This window comes from Anabaena azotica SJ-1 (genome assembly GCF_047275885.1).
GTDB lineage: Bacteria > Cyanobacteriota > Cyanobacteriia > Cyanobacteriales > Nostocaceae > Trichormus_B > Trichormus_B azotica_A.
This window is the reverse complement of record NZ_CP178454.1, coordinates 655,146-671,758: the sequence shown is the minus strand read 5'-3', so window position 1 is coordinate 671,758 and position 16,613 is coordinate 655,146. Positions and strand designations below refer to the sequence as shown.

Annotated in this window: 14 protein-coding genes and 1 pseudogene; 5 read left to right on the top strand and 10 right to left on the bottom strand. The window is 39.6% G+C overall.

The window, feature by feature from the left end:
- Window positions 1–600: 600 nt before the first annotated feature.
- Window positions 601–1,989 carry a DUF697 domain-containing protein gene (locus tag ACLLO5_RS02895; RefSeq protein ID WP_413173982.1) on the top strand — a complete coding sequence of 463 codons (1,389 nt, stop codon included), beginning with the start codon at window positions 601–603 and terminating at the stop codon, window positions 1,987–1,989.
- Between the two features lie 364 nt (window positions 1,990–2,353).
- Entirely contained in the window at window positions 2,354–2,626 is a 273-nt protein-coding gene (locus ACLLO5_RS02890) for a Calvin cycle protein CP12 (protein ID WP_413173981.1), read from the top strand.
- 192 nt (window positions 2,627–2,818) lie between these two features.
- Here the strand turns inward: ACLLO5_RS02890 and ACLLO5_RS02885 are convergent, their stop codons facing one another.
- The 5 genes and pseudogenes from ACLLO5_RS02885 to apcB all read right to left on the bottom strand — a co-directional run bounded on the left by ACLLO5_RS02885 (window position 2,819) and on the right by apcB (window position 8,676).
- Window positions 2,819–3,628 (bottom strand): TlyA family RNA methyltransferase, encoded by an 810-nt coding sequence (locus ACLLO5_RS02885; protein WP_413173980.1) that lies wholly within the window; start codon window positions 3,626–3,628, stop codon window positions 2,819–2,821.
- 9 nt (window positions 3,629–3,637) lie between these two features.
- Window positions 3,638–4,066, bottom strand: coding sequence for a DUF29 family protein (locus ACLLO5_RS02880; RefSeq protein WP_413173979.1), 429 nt, complete (start codon window positions 4,064–4,066; stop codon window positions 3,638–3,640).
- 141 nt (window positions 4,067–4,207) lie between these two features.
- A pseudogene (locus tag ACLLO5_RS02875) lies at window positions 4,208–7,432 on the bottom strand (WD40 repeat domain-containing protein); the annotation flags it as partial.
- A gap of 231 nt (window positions 7,433–7,663) precedes the next feature.
- Entirely contained in the window at window positions 7,664–7,999 is a 336-nt protein-coding gene (locus ACLLO5_RS02870) for a hypothetical protein (RefSeq protein WP_413173978.1), read from the bottom strand.
- A gap of 167 nt (window positions 8,000–8,166) precedes the next feature.
- Entirely contained in the window at window positions 8,167–8,676 is a 510-nt protein-coding gene (apcB, locus tag ACLLO5_RS02865; RefSeq protein ID WP_413173977.1) for an allophycocyanin subunit beta, read from the bottom strand.
- Window positions 8,677–9,191: 515 nt separating this feature from the next.
- On the opposite strand from apcB, the gene glnA reads away from it, so the two are divergent.
- Window positions 9,192–10,625 (top strand): type I glutamate--ammonia ligase, encoded by a 1,434-nt coding sequence (gene glnA / locus ACLLO5_RS02860; protein WP_413173976.1) that lies wholly within the window; start codon window positions 9,192–9,194, stop codon window positions 10,623–10,625.
- Between the two features lie 146 nt (window positions 10,626–10,771).
- Here glnA and ACLLO5_RS02855 read toward each other — a convergent pair whose 3' ends face one another.
- Complete coding sequence (locus ACLLO5_RS02855) at window positions 10,772–10,972, bottom strand: hypothetical protein (protein ID WP_413173975.1); 201 nt, start codon at window positions 10,970–10,972, stop codon at window positions 10,772–10,774.
- Between the two features lie 287 nt (window positions 10,973–11,259).
- Between ACLLO5_RS02855 and ACLLO5_RS02850 the strand changes: the two genes are divergently transcribed.
- On the top strand, window positions 11,260–12,318 hold the full coding sequence (locus ACLLO5_RS02850; protein WP_413173974.1) for a class I SAM-dependent methyltransferase: 1,059 nt from the start codon (window positions 11,260–11,262) through the stop codon (window positions 12,316–12,318).
- Between the two features lie 843 nt (window positions 12,319–13,161).
- On the opposite strand, the gene patX is transcribed toward ACLLO5_RS02850, so the two are convergent.
- Together patX and ACLLO5_RS02840 are read right to left on the bottom strand one after the other, a co-directional pair.
- Window positions 13,162–13,398 (bottom strand): heterocyst-inhibiting protein PatX, encoded by a 237-nt coding sequence (gene patX, locus ACLLO5_RS02845; RefSeq protein WP_413173973.1) that lies wholly within the window; start codon window positions 13,396–13,398, stop codon window positions 13,162–13,164.
- A gap of 101 nt (window positions 13,399–13,499) precedes the next feature.
- Complete coding sequence (locus ACLLO5_RS02840) at window positions 13,500–15,248, bottom strand: FAD-dependent oxidoreductase (protein WP_413173972.1); 1,749 nt, start codon at window positions 15,246–15,248, stop codon at window positions 13,500–13,502.
- A gap of 121 nt (window positions 15,249–15,369) precedes the next feature.
- Here ACLLO5_RS02840 and ACLLO5_RS02835 point away from each other — a divergent pair, with 121 nt between their 5' ends.
- The gene (locus ACLLO5_RS02835) at window positions 15,370–15,513 is read left to right on the top strand and encodes a hypothetical protein (protein WP_413173971.1); all 144 of its coding nucleotides are present in this window, start codon (window positions 15,370–15,372) and stop codon (window positions 15,511–15,513) included.
- A gap of 257 nt (window positions 15,514–15,770) precedes the next feature.
- Here the strand turns inward: ACLLO5_RS02835 and ACLLO5_RS02830 are convergent, their stop codons facing one another.
- Together ACLLO5_RS02830 and ACLLO5_RS02825 are read right to left on the bottom strand one after the other, a co-directional pair.
- Entirely contained in the window at window positions 15,771–16,430 is a 660-nt protein-coding gene (locus tag ACLLO5_RS02830) for a phosphorylase (protein WP_413173970.1), read from the bottom strand.
- The gene (locus ACLLO5_RS02825; protein ID WP_413173969.1) at window positions 16,427–16,594 is read right to left on the bottom strand and encodes a hypothetical protein; all 168 of its coding nucleotides are present in this window, start codon (window positions 16,592–16,594) and stop codon (window positions 16,427–16,429) included. Before ACLLO5_RS02825 ends, ACLLO5_RS02830 begins: the two co-directional genes overlap by 4 nt.
- Between the last annotated feature and the right edge of the window lie 19 nt (window positions 16,595–16,613).

Genomic DNA, 16,613 nt, shown 5'->3' with positions numbered 1-16,613 from the left:
TAAAAGTATCATCTATGTTCTTACACGATCGCAATAAAGCTGTAAGAAACAGCAAGAAACGCTCATTCAATCAGCGTAGAGAGTTGTTTAACAACGGCTATATGGTCATCTCCGTATTACTGCTTAGTTTACCTATCTGTACTTTTGGTATACTAAGTCTAAAATTGATTGGATTCAATTCCTCTCTAAGCACCAATTATTTAGAAACTTCATACCATCCTACGTCAATTCCTTGGATAGAAAATTCAAGAAAATGCGAAGATTCTGGTAGAATTTGGGAAGCTAATAAATGTTGGGATACTGAACACAGTCCTCTATTCTAAATAGAGATTTTGCAATTTTCTTCACATTCTCCAAACCGTCAGATAAGCAAAGATTTGGATACATAGCAAGTTAAATGCTAGAAAGTCTGTTTGAATCTCAGTTTTATTAATTGACTTTCTGCAAAAGTAATTTTTCCAAGGGAAGGGAAAAAGTTAAAGAGAAAAATTCTACATCTTATCCCTTTCCCAATTTCTGGAAGAATGAACATGAACAGCTGATGTCCTAATCTTCCTGGCAACTGCTATAAATGGATATGTAACCCATTTTTTTTCTGCCTTGTCTCAACCTAACGCAGTCCGTAATCTGCAAGAAACTCATTTAAACCGCGCCCGTGCTAGTCTTAGACAAGCGATATCTTGGTATGGTTATCTCCGCAAGTCAGGACAGTTATCCTCAAAACCAGAATTGGCTGGTTTGGTAAAACCAGAAATAGAAACGTTAACAGCCACACTCAACAAGCTGGATTCTAACGTGGTGAGAATAGCGGCGTTTGGTTTGGTGAGTCGGGGAAAGTCTGCGGTTTTGAATTCTTTATTAGGGGAAAAAATTCTTCAAACTGGACCTCTCAATGGTGTAACTCAATGGCCTCGTTCTGTGCGTTGGAAACCAGGAGGAAAGGTACTTGTAGAATTAATTGATACTCCTGGCTTGGATGAAATTGAGGGTGAAGCACGGGCGCAAATGGCACGAGATGTAGCGCGTCAAGCTGATTTAATTTTGTTTGTGGTGTCTGGAGATATCACCCGAACTGAGTATCAAGGGTTGCTAGAATTACGACAAGCCCAAAAACCCCTAATTTTGGTGTTTAATAAAATTGATTTGTACCCTGAAATAGATAGAAAGGCTATTTACAATAATTTACAACAATTGGGCGCAGGAAATTTGCATAATAAACCGTTATTACCTGATGAGATTGTGATGGTAGCGGCTGAACCTGCACCGATGGAAGTAAGGATAGAATACCCGGATGGGAATGTAAGTTATGAATGGGAAACACCACCACCCCAGGTAGATGAACTCAAGCAAACTATTCTGAATATACTAAATCGAGAAGGGCGATCGCTATTGGCGTTAAATGCACTGATTCAAGCGCGAGACGCAGAAGCCACTATAGCTGAAAAAACCATTGATTTCCGTCAACACGAAGCGGAAGATATCATTTGGAAGTTTACCAAGTATAAAGCCCTGGCTGTCGGGTTAAATCCCATTCCTGTGTTGGATATTATTGGTGGTGCAGTTACCGATTTAGCTTTAATTCGTTCCTTAGCTAAATTGTATAGTTTACCCATGACTAGCTATGAAGCTACTAACTTATTAAAAACGATTCTATTTAGTTCTGGTGGTTTACTACTGGGAGAAATAGGTAGTAGTTTAATGTTGGGTTTAGGTAATACTACAGTGGCGATCGCAAGTGGTGATAACCCCCTCAACATGACTGCTGGCGGTGTGTTAGCGAAACTCACTGGAGGTATTGCTCAAGCTGGTATTGCTGGTTATGGTTCTTACATGGTCGGTAAAGCCGCACAGGTATATTTAGAAAAAGGCTGCACCTGGGGACAATTAGGTGCTAATACCGTTATTCAAGAGATTTTGTCCCAAGTTGATAAAAATACCATTTTGTATCGGTTACGGGAAGAATTAGGGGGTAAATTTGGGAATGTTTGAAAGATAGATAAGTAGGTGGGCGTTAAAAATTGTCGTTGGGGCAAGGGAACAGGGAACAGGGAACAGGGAACAGGGAACAGGAAGAGAGTTTTGAGCGATTTTACTGTTATTCACACACCTTTAATTTTTTCTGTTCACCTACTTACAACAGAATTTAGGAGTCAGGAGTAAAACTGGCTTTGTGTATAGATTTGAATTTAGATGTTGTACCTCCTAACTACGCTGCTGTACATCCACAACACTATTTTTTTCTATAAATGCTATGACAATAGCATCAGAATAAGGTTAATAACTAACATTCTTCTCAACTCCAAAAGTGTAAGCTCCAGATATCTTTATCTCACTTCAAAACGGTAAAAGTATCATGACAATTGTGAACGGAGTTTCTGCTATTAATTTCAACAAAAATAGCTCCAAAACCATTGAAGAAGCAATTCTGGATGCAATTGTTGAAGCTCGTGCTACCTGTGAAGAAAATGGCATGAACTCACCCAATTGTGCAGTAGCTTGGGATATTGTGGAAGAATTACAAGCAGAAAAAGCACATCAAAAACAGGCACAACATCGTCAAACATCTTTAGAAGAATACTGCGAGATGTATCCAGAAGCCTTAGAGTGTTTAATCTACGACCTGTGAAATTTTTGGGGTAATTGGTGATTGGTGATTGGTAATTGGTGATTGGAAAAACTAATTACCAACTCTATAGCAGTATGCACGTGAATGAAATATATCATAGCCCCCTCATCGCTTGCGGGGAGGGGGTTGGGGGTGGGGTTCTTGTATCTCACTCAACCAAAAACCGCTATATCAAATTTCTGGTGATTTTCTCTAACGGAAATCTGCAACTGCTGATTTAGTCATTTCCTCAATGAAATCTAACTCAGGTGATGTTATTTCACCTTCCATATTTAACCATAAAAGATATTCAATATTTCCCGCCGGACCAGTTATCGGCGACCAAGTTAAACCCTTATATTTCCAACCTAAATCTAAAGCTGTTTTTAATACTTGCAAAATCGCCTCAGCATGATCTTTTGGATCACGCACCACACCTTTTTTACCAACTCGGTTTTTTCCCACTTCAAACTGAGGCTTGACTAATAAAACTGCTTCTTTGGGAAATTGAGTCAAACGCCACACCGCAGGTAAAACTTTAGTTAAAGAAATAAACGAAACATCCACCACAGCTAAATCAGGCAGCGTTGCATTTTCAGGATATAATTCCTCTGGTTGTAATTGACGTAAATTAGTGCGTTCTTTTAAAATCACCCGTTCATCAGTTCTGATTTTCCAATCAACTTGTCCGTAACCAACATCAATTCCATAAACTTGAATTGCACCAGCTTGTAATAAACAATCTGTAAAACCACCGGTGGAAATTCCCCCATCTAAACAAATACGTCCAGTTACAGAAATTACAAAAAAGTTTAAAGCCTTAGACAGTTTTTCACCGCCACGAGAAACAAAAGGAGGACGTTCTTTAACTTGAATTTGTGCGGTAATATCAACTTCTGTTCCAGATTTATCAATTACTGTTTGGTTTACCATTACTTCCCCAGCTTGAATTAGGCGTTGTGCTTGTTGACGGGAAGGAGATAAACCCAAATCTACCAATAGAGTATCTAATCTTTGTTTCATTAATTTTTGTTAATTGTCTTGTAGTATTAAATCTAAAGCATGATTGATAATTTCTAATTTATTAACCAGTTTCTCTAATTCCTCTGCTTCATAAAGTCCCTCTTTGACTTCTAGGGAAGCTTCATCAATAGCGTTTAAATAAGCTTCTTCTAAAGTTTCTAAAAGTTCCTCCTTGGTCAGATAATAAACTCCAGATTTACGACGTTTATTTTCTCGTTGAATTTCCCGGACAGAGTTTCTAATTGAAACTTCCCAAGAACGAGTAGAGCGATTTTCGGCTTGTTGTTTAATTAAGTGAATGAGTACAATAACTGCATAACTGCGAATGGTTTTGATAATATCATTGCGACTCATTTCTTCTAATTCTTCAACTATTGTTAATGCACCTTGAAAATCACCTTGTAGGAGTAGGTTTTTGAGAGTTAATATTTCTTCCATAATTTAATACCTAGCAACTGATCAGTGACTCATAGTTTTAGTGTACAGTCACTCCACAGCCCCCAACGCCTTCAAAGTTGATATTTCCGCACGGCTTAACCCCTTCACCCCCTGAATCTTCAACCCTGCATATAACCTATGGTCGAAGGTAGCGATACAGTCACCAGTCTGGACATCCCACAGTTTCACCGTTTGATCATCACTACCACTCGCCAAGGTCAGACCATCTCCACTCCAGGCTACTGACCTAACCGTACTGCTATGACCCTCTAGAGTCCGCACACAGTCACCAGTCTGGACATCCCACAGTTTCACCGTCTTATCAAGACTACCACTAGCCAAGGTCAGACCATCTCCACTCCAGGCTACTGACCAAACCCAACTGCCATGACCCTCTAGAGTCTGCACACAGTCAGCAGTCTGGACATCCCACAGTTTCACCGTTTTATCATCACTACTACTAGCTAAGGTCAGACCATCTCCACTCCAGGCTACTGACAAAACCCAACTGCCATGACCTTCTAGAGTCCGCACACAGTCACCAGTCTGGACATCCCACAGTTTCACCGTTTGATCATCACTACCACTCGCCAAGGTCAGACCATCTCCACTCCAGGCTACTGAGTTAACCATACTGCCATGACCCTCTAGAGTCCGCGCACAGTCACCAGTCTGGACATCCCACAGTTTCACCGTTTGATCATCACTACCACTTGCCAAGGTTAGACCATCTCTACTCCAGGCTATTGAGTTAACCATACTGCTATGACCCTCTAGAGTCCGCACACAGTCACCAGTCTGGACATCCCACAGTTTCACAGTCTTGTCAATACTACCACTAGCCAAGGTCAGACCATCTCCACTCCAAGCTACTGATTTAACCCAACTGCCATGACCTGAAAATTTCAATAGTTCCCGTCCTGTTACAGCATTCCAAATTTGAACTCTACCGTCACTATCTCCTGTAACCAGATATTTTCCATCTGGACTAAAAGCAACAGAATAAACTGATCCTAATGCCTTAGCAAAAAAAGCATCTGTTAAATTTGCTCCCGTCAAGTTGACATTATACAAACTAGCCAAACCAAAATTTACACCAGGTATAACTGTCTCACTCAAATCCTGTTTTTCTAAAGCCAAACGACTACCTTTGAGTATCAACTGTACTGCATTACTACCACAGTAACCTGCGATTGTTTCAATTTTACCTTTGGTGGCTTTAACTACTTCTAATAACCGTTGATTTGCCGTTGTTGATAACATGGGAAACATTAAATCTAACACGGCTTTAGCTAATAGAGTTTTCCCAAAAGTTTGACTTAAATCTATTTTTTCCTGGTCGTAGGGAAGAACTTCCCCAACTTCCTGAAAATCTGCTGCTAAAATCCCTAATTCTCGTCCCAATTTATAAGAAACAAAAAACTCTAATAATGACCGATGAGCAGGATAATAATCACCATCAGCATTTCTAATTAACATGGTTTGCCCCATCATGTCATAATGCCAATGATCTAAATCTTTTTGTTCTTCTACTGCTTTGCCAAAACAACGCCGAATTTTGTCAGGAAATTCTTTATAATTTAAACTCATTTTGTCAGTTGACAGCATTTCCCAAGATAATTCACACAGGAAATATAATTTATCTGCCATTGAGGTAAAAGTGCGGTCAGCTTTAATATCTCGTTCCATTTTGTGCCGCACTGCATAGAGATAAACACGGGAAATATCCACAGGTTTACCAGCTTCAATATCCGGTAATGCTTCCATAATTAAATCAATCATCACCGGACGACGTGCTAAGTCTAATAATTGTTGATTGTTAATTACACTAGCAACGGTTTCTGGTTTAGCTTTAAATTCAAGTACCTGTTGAATTTGTTCATCATTAAGTTTTTCTAATTCTAAAACTTCAAATTGGGGCGTTTCTCCAGTTAAATTTTTAGTAGAAGCTTGTAATTCGGCATTTAAAAGTGTGCGTCCTTCTAATGCTTCGGGGAAATGTTCCGTCCGACAAGTTAAAATTGCTTTCGTTCCTTCTGTTCCTACAACTTTTGCTAACTCCCAGAAATTATTAATCATCGCTTGACGGTCTACTCGTGCGGCCATTTCGTCAAAACCATCAAAAATTAATAATAATTTCCCCATGCGGTTAAGTTGTTCAAAGGCAGAATATCCCGATAAACCAATTTGATGTTTACGGAAAAAGAATTCAGAAAATAGAGATTCAATACTCACCGCTTTGGCATAATCTCTTAAAGGAATCACTAAAGGAATACGCGGTCTTTCAGTACCTTTCTTTTTTGCTTCTAAATATTTCTGTAAAGCCAACCAAGCATAATGGAAAGCAAACCAAGTTTTACCTGTACCAAATTCCCCTAAAACAGATAAATGTTCTTTAACTGGATCATCTAACCATTGATTAATGCAACCTTCAATCCAATCGTCATCTTTACCATAATGATTAATCCCAAGCCGCTGTTTAGTTTGGGGATTAATTTCTTCTTTGGTACAAGCCAAGGGAACATAATATTGATCAATTCCTCTGCTGGTAACTTCATTTTCTAACCATTCAAAATAACCACTAAAATCAGCATCATTTTCGATTAATTCATCAAATGAATAACAAAAAATATGGCTATTTTCAGATTTTTCAACTTCTGTTCTGGCTAATTTACTAACTCGACGCGGTGCAACTATCCAACCTTCATCAGTTTTGTGAGTTTCTACAGCTTGTTTTATTACATTAATATCATTAATTCCCGCTTCTGCTTCGACTCCGTGAATCAAAATCCGGTCATATCCTCGTCGTTGAGGAATATTGATAATCCATTCAAAATATTCTTTTTCTAAGACTTCGTAAATTTCAAATTTATAACCCAGTGTTTGAAACCATTGTTTTAATTGTCTAGCTAATTCAGTTTCTCTGGCAATTTCCCCAGGTGTTAAAAGTTGTTTAATTTCTTCTACACTACTTTGTAATTTATCTATTTTCTTATCTTGTAAAATTTCTGTTACTGATCTAGGACGTTTGGCCATTTCAAGAAATAACTGGTTAAATTTCCTAAATTCTTCCTTTAATTCCTCATGATAATTGATAATCTGCTTTTTAATTTCATCACCAATAGCATAACTTTCAATATAATCATCTAACTTTTGGAGATTAAATTCTCTATCTTGACTCCATGCTTGCTTAAATTCTTCTATAATTTCTTGTTGGCCAAATAACTTTAAAATAGCTTCTGGTTTATCTACATCATACTCAATTAAAGTGTAGGCATAAACACCCTCAAAATTATTAGGTGGGGTATCTGGTTTTAAATTAGATGTTTTTAAAAGTTTTAAAATGTTCTGATTGCGACTTAATTTGTTTACTGCTTTCTCTCCTAATGGTTTAACTAATACCCCAATAAGTGATGTAATAAGAGGATATACCATATAAAACTGCCTATAAAAGTATTTGTGTGCCTTCACTTTTATACTACTAAGTACATTTGTTAGTCAACAAACGGTTATTTACATAAAAAAAAGTATACGCACCTTGTCCAAACAGCCAAAGTGCGATCGCCATCATCTGGAAAATCAAAATCCTGTAAATCCTTAAATCCTGGACATCCTGATTCTGACATTAAAAAAACGCACCTTGCTAAAAACAGCCAAAGTGCGATCGCACTCATCTTGAAAATCAAAATCCTGTAAATCCTCAAATCCAGGACATCCTGATTCTGACATTAAAAAAACGCACCTTGTCCAAACAACCAAAGTGCAATCGCACTCATCTTGAAAATCAAAATCCTGTAAATCCTCAAATCCAGGACATCCTGATTCTGACATTAAAAAAACGCACCTTGTCCAAACAGCCAAAGTGCGATCGCACTCATCTTGAAAATCAAAATCCTGTAAATCCTTAAATCCTGGACATCCTGATTCTGACATTAAAAAAACGCACCTTGTCCAAACAGCCAAAGTGCGATCGCAATAATCTTTTGATATCTAAAATTAATTAGCGCAAAATAGCAGACATCAACAGACAGTGAAAACAAAATGACAAACAAGGCATTCAAGCCTTCTGCCTTCTGCCCCCTGCCTTCTGCCTTTCGCTTTTAAACATCCTGTTCACTCAACTCACGAGTGATATGGTCAAAAGGCTCCTCAACAAAAGCAGTATTAGCAACACCAGCCGCTGCAACTTGCTCCCTAACAATGCCCTTCATAATCTGGATACCTTGAACAGTTGAACCAATAGGGACACCCAAAGAATTATAAGTTTCCCGTAACCCTTGCAACACACGCTCATCCAACACATTCATATTACCAGCCACCAGCGCATAAGTAGCATAGCGCAAGTAATAGTCCATATCACGCAAACAAGCAGCAAACCGACGAGTTGTATAAGCATTGCCACCAGGACGAATCAATTCTGGTAGTTCTTCAAATAACTTCGCACCAGCTTGCTTAACAATAGCCGCCGCATTAGAATTAATCGCCGCCGCCGCTTGTACTCTTGCCGTACCAGTTTCAAAGTAAGACTTGAGGCTATCGATCGCATTCCGGTCAAAATATCTTCCGGTTACGTCATAATTCTTAATTAAAGTTGTAACTGCATCGCGCATTCCTTTTCTCCCAATCGTTGCTATCTATGATTTGATATTAATTTGGTTGCAGTTATGCACCATTGACGTTCTCACAACTTTTAGAGGTGAGATTCTTGGGCTGCTCTAGCCGTGAATCACTCCCGGACTTAAAGAGCATAGCGTGTCCTCACAGACACCTCCTCAAGCTTGAGTTTGGGTGCGCCCCACCCTACCTGACTCAATCAAATTTTGTGCCATCTGCATAAACTGCATAAAATAGATACGGCACAAAACTATCCATACCACTACTTAAAGGATTCTATGCCAAAGTTGACCCCGTTAAGATGAAGTTTCTTGTTTTGTGCAGATTAAAAAAGAAAGGTTAATATAACCTGTAATCCAGACAATCTGTAACAAAAACCACAAACTTGTCTCAAGTCAACTAATTACGATATTCCAGGTGGTGTGTCACAACTTGGGTTAGCGTCACAGGGTGAGGATATTTTGGCAAAGTCTGGTCTTAACTTAGGAAATTGGGTACACAAGGAGTAACAATGACAACCCCACAAGAAGTCTTGAAGATGATTCGGGACCAAAAAATTCAGATGATCGATCTGAAATTCATAGATACACCAGGTACATGGCAGCACTTGACTGTGTACCATGACCAAATTGATGAAAGTTCCTTCTCCAGTGGTGTACCCTTCGACGGTTCCAGTATTCGGGGTTGGAAAGGCATCGAAGAATCTGACATGACAATGGTCTTAGATCCCAACACAGCTTGGATCGACCCATTCATGAAAGAGCCAACTCTAAGTATTATTTGTAGCATTAAAGAACCAAGAACAGGCGAATGGTACAACCGTTGCCCCCGTGTAATTGCCCAAAAAGCAATAGATTATCTAGCTTCCACAGGACTCGGTGACACAGCCTTTTTCGGTCCAGAAGCTGAATTCTTCATCTTTGATGATGTCCGCTACGACCAAACCGCCAACGAAGGCTACTATCATGTAGACTCTGTAGAAGGCCGTTGGAACACCGGTAGAAAGGGTAAAAACGGCGAAGTGGATGGTCCTAACCTGGGTTACAAAACACGCTTCAAAGAAGGTTACTTCCCAGTTCCTCCAACCGATACCTTCCAAGATATTCGGACAGAAATGTTGTTAACAATGGCAGCTTGTGGCGTACCCATTGAAAAACAACACCATGAAGTTGCAACTGGTGGTCAGTGCGAACTCGGTTTCAAATTCGGTAAGTTAATCGAAGCTGCTGACTGGTTGATGACCTACAAATACGTTATCAAGAACGTGGCTAGAAAATACGGCAAAACCGTTACTTTCATGCCCAAACCCATTTTTGGTGATAACGGTTCTGGTATGCACTGTCACCAATCAATTTGGAAGGGTGGTCAACCCCTATTTGCAGGTGACAAATATGCTGGCATGAGCGAAATGGGACTCTACTACATCGGTGGTATCCTCAAACACGCTCCCGCATTATTGGGAATCACAAACCCCACTACAAACTCTTACAAGCGCCTCGTCCCAGGTTATGAAGCACCAGTAAACTTGGCTTACTCCCAAGGAAACCGTTCTGCTTCTGTGCGGATTCCTCTGTCTGGAGACAACCCCAAAGCCAAGCGATTGGAGTTCCGTTGTCCTGATGCCACTTCTAACCCTTACTTAGCCTTCGCAGCCATGCTTTGCGCTGGTATTGACGGTATCAAGAACAAGATTCATCCTGGTGAACCCTTAGATAAGAATATCTATGAACTTTCTCCAGAAGAACTAGCTAAGATTCCTTCTACACCAGGTTCTTTAGAACTAGCTTTGGAAGCACTAGAAAATGACCACGCTTTCTTAACCGAAACTGGCGTATTCTCAGAAGATTTCATTCAAAACTGGATTGACTACAAACTAGCTAACGAAGTGAAGCAGATGCAGTTGCGTCCTCATCCCTACGAATTCTTCTTATATTACGATTGCTAATCGCAATTCAGTAAAAATAGTAAATTTTAAGCCACCCTCAAGGGTGGTTTTTTTCTAACAGTAAAATGCAGGGCATTTGGCATTGGGCAAAAAACAATTATCTTATTCTTCTCTGCCCCTCTGCTCCCCTGCTTCCCTGCCTTTCTCTAGCTCATTGCTGCATTACTGCGACTATAAAGGGTCTGAGTGGTAGGATCTATCTTCCCTTGAATGGGATTCCAATAGTGAGATATTTCTTCGGGAAGACCGAGTTCCTGTGCAGCACGCATCAGCATAGATTGTTGACGGTTTTTAACTTGCTGATGTTGACGAACCATTAATGCACGAGATTTTTCTTGAATAGTCATAGCTTTAGTCCTCTCTATTTTTTAGTAATAGAATTTATTTTCTTTCACATATTTATAATAACTAAAATTCTGTATCATAAGCTACGAAATTGTAATTTCGTCATAAAAAGTTACAATTGAGCGATCGCAGTCTCCAGAATTATGATGAAAAGCCAGAAAATTACCACTGAATATCAAGGCTTTGATATCCCATAGCTAAAAATAGGAATTTTTCTTGTAAAAATTCTTTATTCTTTATTTTTATTCAAATAAAATAATTAAGTGTAATAAAATTTAATTTATTTTTCATGTCTGACATTTTAACAAAGCTAACCTATCAGAGCATTCAACAGGGAAAGAATTATTTCAGTCTTGCTCACAACACCCTAACCTCACAGTTAAGGAAGCTAGTGCATCCCACACTATTACCAGTGAGCCAAGGCATCCCGCAAGAGTTAATACTCAAACTGCAAAACAGATTAAACCAGCTGCTAGAAACAGACTGGCAGGATGCAGAAATAGGAATATATCCCCACAGTTTATTATTTGATCATCCTTGGGAAGACTTTTTCCGCTACTATCCATTAATATGGCTAGATTTGCCCCTAATCTGGGAGCGAAGCACTAGAAATCGCCTGCAAGAGTTTTCACCAGAAATAGATCAAGAAGGCTATCCCAGCTACTATGTGCAGAATTTTCATCACCAAACTAACGGTTATTTAAGCGACCTGTCAGCCAATTTGTATGACTTACAGGTAGAAATTTTGTTTGGTGGTTCAGCTGATGCCATGCGGCGACGTATTCTCGCTCCCCTGAAACGGGGATTAGCAAAATTCCCATCTCTTCCACAAAAACAAATCCGAATTTTAGATATAGCTTGTGGAACTGGTCGGACTCTAAAAATGATTCGAGCCGTTTTACCTCAAGCTTCTTTATTCGGGACTGATTTATCACCAGCTTATTTGCGGAAAGCCAATGAGCTATTATCTCAAAATCCAGTGGAATTGCCACAACTTCTACAAGCCAACGCCGAAGAGTTGCCTTATCTAGATGACTATTTTCATGCAGTAACGTCTGTTTTTCTCTTTCATGAGTTACCAGCGTCTGTGCGTCAAACGGTTATTGAGCAATGCTTCCGAGTAACAAAACCAGGAGGAACTTTTATTATTTGTGACTCGATTCAATTGAGTGATTCACCGGAAATGGAATTAATAATCAACAATTTCCCAAAAACCTTCCATGAACCTTACTACAAGAATTACACTGCTGATGATTTGGTAGAGCGTTTGGAGAAAGCCGGGTTTGAGCATATTAAAACGCAAATATACTTTTTGAGCAAGTATTTTATTGCTCATAAACCAGCTTAATTATAGATGATAGCCGTTGCCAATATCATCCTGATCTGACAAGAGTTGTAAACGGCCGTCCGCTGACTGATATAGCTACCAGCAGTACACCAACATCAAATTTCTTGTCAGTCAAAAAAGGAAAATGGGAATTCCAAAGGATTAAAAATAACGGGGGAAAGGGGAAAACCCTTGCCCTGTAACCATTCTCCGTTTCCTTCACAAGATTTGATATATTTTGGTTTAATCACGCCTAGCTACAGCGATTTTCAGGTAGATTAACCATATATTTTTTCGCGCCTAGACATAATGGCACTTCACGATTTCGTTAGCGTAGCGGATCGTCAAGCCCTGCGTGCGTCTATAGCTCGCTGACTGCATAGCGTACCGTAGACATAGAGAAGAGTAGGCACAAAGAAAAAAATACATCAACAGGAGTGTGGTCTAAATACTGGAAAATGCTGTAACTATCCAACTTGGTATCGCATCAACTTTTCAGATAGGTTAGCACTTATATCTCAGTGATGAGTAACTGGATCACTAATACAAGGCTAGGTTTTTGCAATTACCGGATGTTTTGAAGAAATACTAAACTCCAGTTAGTTGTGTAGTGCATTAACTGTCTTGATCTCTGTCAGAGAAGATGAAACTACAGGACGGTTGTTGAGTTGTGTAGTGCTTAACTGTCTATATCTCTGTCAAAGAAAATAACATTTGGAAAGGTTGTTGAGTTGTGTAGTGCTTTAACTGTCTTTGTTTCTGTCCGACCGATTGTGTCCAGGATGTGGGACACCCGATTATTCCGGTAAATTGATTCTTGTTCTGGCAAGAAATTCTCCTAAAAGCAGTTTGACCCAAGGGGTGTTAAACGGCAGAATTGATGTTTAGGAGAAATTCTATGGACTCCTTACGTCCACTACCGCGATGAGGTGCTGGCTGTTCTGGTTGGTTAGGACCGGGTTTGGAATTGTCTGCAAGCAGCTTTCCTGAACCAGAATTAGCAATCAGCAAATGAGAAAGGCTAGTGAACATTGCGTCGTAGTTAAAAGCTAAGGAGCCGAATACCAGACTCGATACTAAAAGTGAAATGGCAGCACGCATAGTAGATGTCTATTTTAGAACTCTCTACTTCACTGATACTTAGCTTTTATCTAATGATCCGGACAATTTATAAAAAAGTATTGTATTTAACTGCAAGAAAATCAATTTGATACTTCGTCGATATGTTCGACAAGTAGCCAATTACCAGATAAATTTACACGACCCCAGACAGTAAGCTTTTGATTTTGGGTTAGGAGTTGCAGTTGCTCATCAATACATGATCCCAAAGTCACAACTTGCCAAGTTCTCGGTGATAATTCAGTTGAGTTTGTGATAGTAAACCTGTAGTCTTGTTGGTCTAGACGATTAAAAATGCCTATGAAACAATCAAGATTCGAGTAATCACACGGTTCAACCGATAAACAAGGACAATTTCCACTGGTGGGATAGGTTTCTGAGTTATCTAAATAATGAATTTGCCAGTCTAACCACTCTGGATGATTGATTGGTAAATTGAACAAGGGAACAATTGCTGTTGGACATTGCTCATCTGTTAATAAAGCTGTTTGCAGCATCCTCACGGGTAAATCCCTGGGCTGACAGTTTAACTCACAACAGAGAGCAGCAGCCATACCCGCTGCTTGACCAATACCCATCACTACAGGTTGCAGTCTGGTAGCCCCATTAGCAATATGGGACACAGAAATATTTTTCTCACAGACCAGCAAACCATCTGTAGACTTAGGAATTAGACAACGATAGGGAATGGTAAAGGGTGTTCCAGTCCAACGTCCTCCCCAGCGAATAGATTTGGGTTGCAGTGAGAACTTGACACCAGGATAATGATGGTCATTGGCGTAGTTACCAACTGCGATCGCATCTTCAAACTTAGCTGCAACTCTACCACCTGCTAACGGCAGGATATCCTGCTCACAGACAGTAATGAGTCCCTCTAAGCGGCGACTTTCCCGAAAATAGGGATGAAGTGCAAAAGCTGGAGAGAGACTAGGAAAAACTCCTTGTGCTAAACCGTAGCGTCTACCAAGGTGAGTTTGGATAAAATGGGCAAAGTTTTGACTATGCCAGAAACATTCTTGGGTAAACTCACGTCTTGCTATATTTGACTTTATCAAACGCCCGACATCTTGACCGTAGTCGTTGCCACAAATAGGCCAGTTGATCATAAACCGATTTCCTGGCAAACGTCCATAGTTTAAAAATTTTTCTGCCCCATAATCATCCCAAGCGCCCGTAAACAAGGATGGGTCATAATTAGGCGCTATTGGTATTTCTGGGGCGATACTTTCCCCAAAATCTTCCATTACCACTACCCAAGTCGGTGCTTGAATCGGGTATTGTTCGGTAAGCGAGTTAAAACTTTCTGGTGCGCTAGGTTCTCCCCACTCTGACTTTAGTTCCCAACCCCAACGGTAAGGTACTTCTCCTAAAGCTAATAAATCGCCTAATTCTGTACCATCAAGAATAATTTTGGCATTGACGGTGAAATCTGCAAAGCGTACACCTGTAATACAGTCGCCCTGATGCAAGACTTCTAACGGAACTTTTCCTGATATCCATTGTAAATTAGGTAATTCCTTTACCCAGTCTGCAAAAATTTCTGCACCTATACGCGGATCATAACTAAAAAAGCTGACCCAACTATTATCTAGTCCTCCCGGTTGTCGGTGGCGTAATTCTTGGATAAATGCACCCCATAAGCCTGTTTGAAAAGATTTTAATTCATTGCCATCAGGAGCAGATACGCCAGCAGATGTTAACATTCCACCTAACCAGGGAAATTCGCTCACGAGGATAGTTTTAGCGCCTCTGCGTGCTGCTTGGATAGCGGCCGCAGTTCCACCTGTTCCTCCTCCCACAACTAAGACATCAGTTGTATAAATTTCATTCATATTATTCGATATTAATTAAAAGGCAATTTATAATACAACAAAATTGAGATTTTTTTCAAAATTGTAGGTTGAATTAAGCAACAGCGCAATCCAAAAAATAATAAAAACTTTAGCAATAAATATGAATAAAATATTCGCCATTGGTGCTATTATCCGAGACCGTTATCAAATCATAGATATCTTATCTACAAAAACCGGATTTGGTATTACCTATAAAGTTAAAGACCGAAATCATCCCACACAAAGAATTTTAGTTTTAAAATAACTTAAAAACCAACAACTGCAAGTTTCAAGATTGAACATTTACCCGTAGCAGAACAACAAGATAAAATCAATCAAGTTTGGTCTAACTATCTGCGACTTTTTACCAAAGAAACTCAAGCATTAGCTAAATTAGGAGAAACATATCATCAAATTCCTACCATTCATGAATGGTTTACAGAACAGGGTAAGCTCATCTAATTTGTATAGTATGAACTTGACAAAAGAAACAAGATCAGCAGCAGCGAGCAGAGAAAAATTTTACGGACTTGCTAAACAGTAAGCGACTTTTTCTAAAATTTTTAGTCCTTTTAAGGAACCGCGAATCAACCGCGTAGCGGACAGGGGTTGTCGGATTAATGCTAAGGCTAGTGGTAAAGGTTGGAGTGAGCCATCCCTATTAATGGCTGATGTTATGTCAGGTATATCATGGAGAGAATCATCGCTGACGACTCGTAGTATTGCCACTGATGTCTCAAGTTGCTGGAAAAATTCTAGGAATGCAAATCCTTCCATATCGACAACATCAGCACCAGATTGTTCATGTAAATGATTTTTTTCGGCGGCTAAGGAAATTACGCGATCGCTCGTTAATCCCTTGACCAATGATACTTGATCCCCAAGCCGATTATATATATCTGTGGTCAAGGAGCGATCGCATTTTTGCAGATTTTTTTGATCAATACAATCTTGATAGAGGACAATATCACCCACTCTGTAACGCTGATTTAAGCTGCCACATAAACCCATGAGTAGGACTTGCTGATTCAGATATTGGCAATTTAGGGCTAAAAATTGGTGTAATGATTTCCTCCCAATAGGAATTGGGATCACCTTTGGCTGCTGACCAGTGACATGACTTAAACCCCGACAGACGGCTTGATATTCTGCTCCTTGGGGAACTAAAATTGTGTTGATCATTGGTAAATTAAGCACCGATACAATTGTTCAGGAAAGATATTTGCTTCGTGAGCGATCGCAAATAGGCCAAAGGCAAAAAATGAATCTAAACATTCTTCAAAGCCAAAAGTAATAAAAGCTGGCTCAATATGGGGGGGAATTTCCACCGTTGGACGTGGAGACATTTTGATGTCATAACGGTCA

What these genes read in the sequence shown, in the direction of transcription:
- ACLLO5_RS02890 (WP_413173981.1), top strand. Translation starts at nt 2,354, where the DNA reads ATGACAATTGTGAACGGAGTTTCTGCTATTAATTTCAACAAAAATAGC.
- ACLLO5_RS02885 (WP_413173980.1), bottom strand. Translation starts at nt 3,628, where the DNA reads ATGAAACAAAGATTAGATACTCTATTGGTAGATTTGGGTTTATCTCCT.
- ACLLO5_RS02880 (WP_413173979.1), bottom strand. Translation starts at nt 4,066, where the DNA reads ATGGAAGAAATATTAACTCTCAAAAACCTACTCCTACAAGGTGATTTT.
- ACLLO5_RS02870 (WP_413173978.1), bottom strand. Translation starts at nt 7,999, where the DNA reads ATGTCAGAATCAGGATGTCCAGGATTTAAGGATTTACAGGATTTTGAT.
- apcB (WP_413173977.1), bottom strand. Translation starts at nt 8,676, where the DNA reads ATGCGCGATGCAGTTACAACTTTAATTAAGAATTATGACGTAACCGGA.
- glnA (WP_413173976.1), top strand. Translation starts at nt 9,192, where the DNA reads ATGACAACCCCACAAGAAGTCTTGAAGATGATTCGGGACCAAAAAATT.
- ACLLO5_RS02855 (WP_413173975.1), bottom strand. Translation starts at nt 10,972, where the DNA reads ATGACTATTCAAGAAAAATCTCGTGCATTAATGGTTCGTCAACATCAG.
- ACLLO5_RS02850 (WP_413173974.1), top strand. Translation starts at nt 11,260, where the DNA reads ATGTCTGACATTTTAACAAAGCTAACCTATCAGAGCATTCAACAGGGA.
- patX (WP_413173973.1), bottom strand. Translation starts at nt 13,398, where the DNA reads ATGCGTGCTGCCATTTCACTTTTAGTATCGAGTCTGGTATTCGGCTCC.
- ACLLO5_RS02840 (WP_413173972.1), bottom strand. Translation starts at nt 15,248, where the DNA reads ATGAATGAAATTTATACAACTGATGTCTTAGTTGTGGGAGGAGGAACA.
- ACLLO5_RS02835 (WP_413173971.1), top strand. Translation starts at nt 15,370, where the DNA reads ATGAATAAAATATTCGCCATTGGTGCTATTATCCGAGACCGTTATCAA.
- ACLLO5_RS02830 (WP_413173970.1), bottom strand. Translation starts at nt 16,430, where the DNA reads ATGATCAACACAATTTTAGTTCCCCAAGGAGCAGAATATCAAGCCGTC.
- ACLLO5_RS02825 (WP_413173969.1), bottom strand. Translation starts at nt 16,594, where the DNA reads ATGTCTCCACGTCCAACGGTGGAAATTCCCCCCCATATTGAGCCAGCT.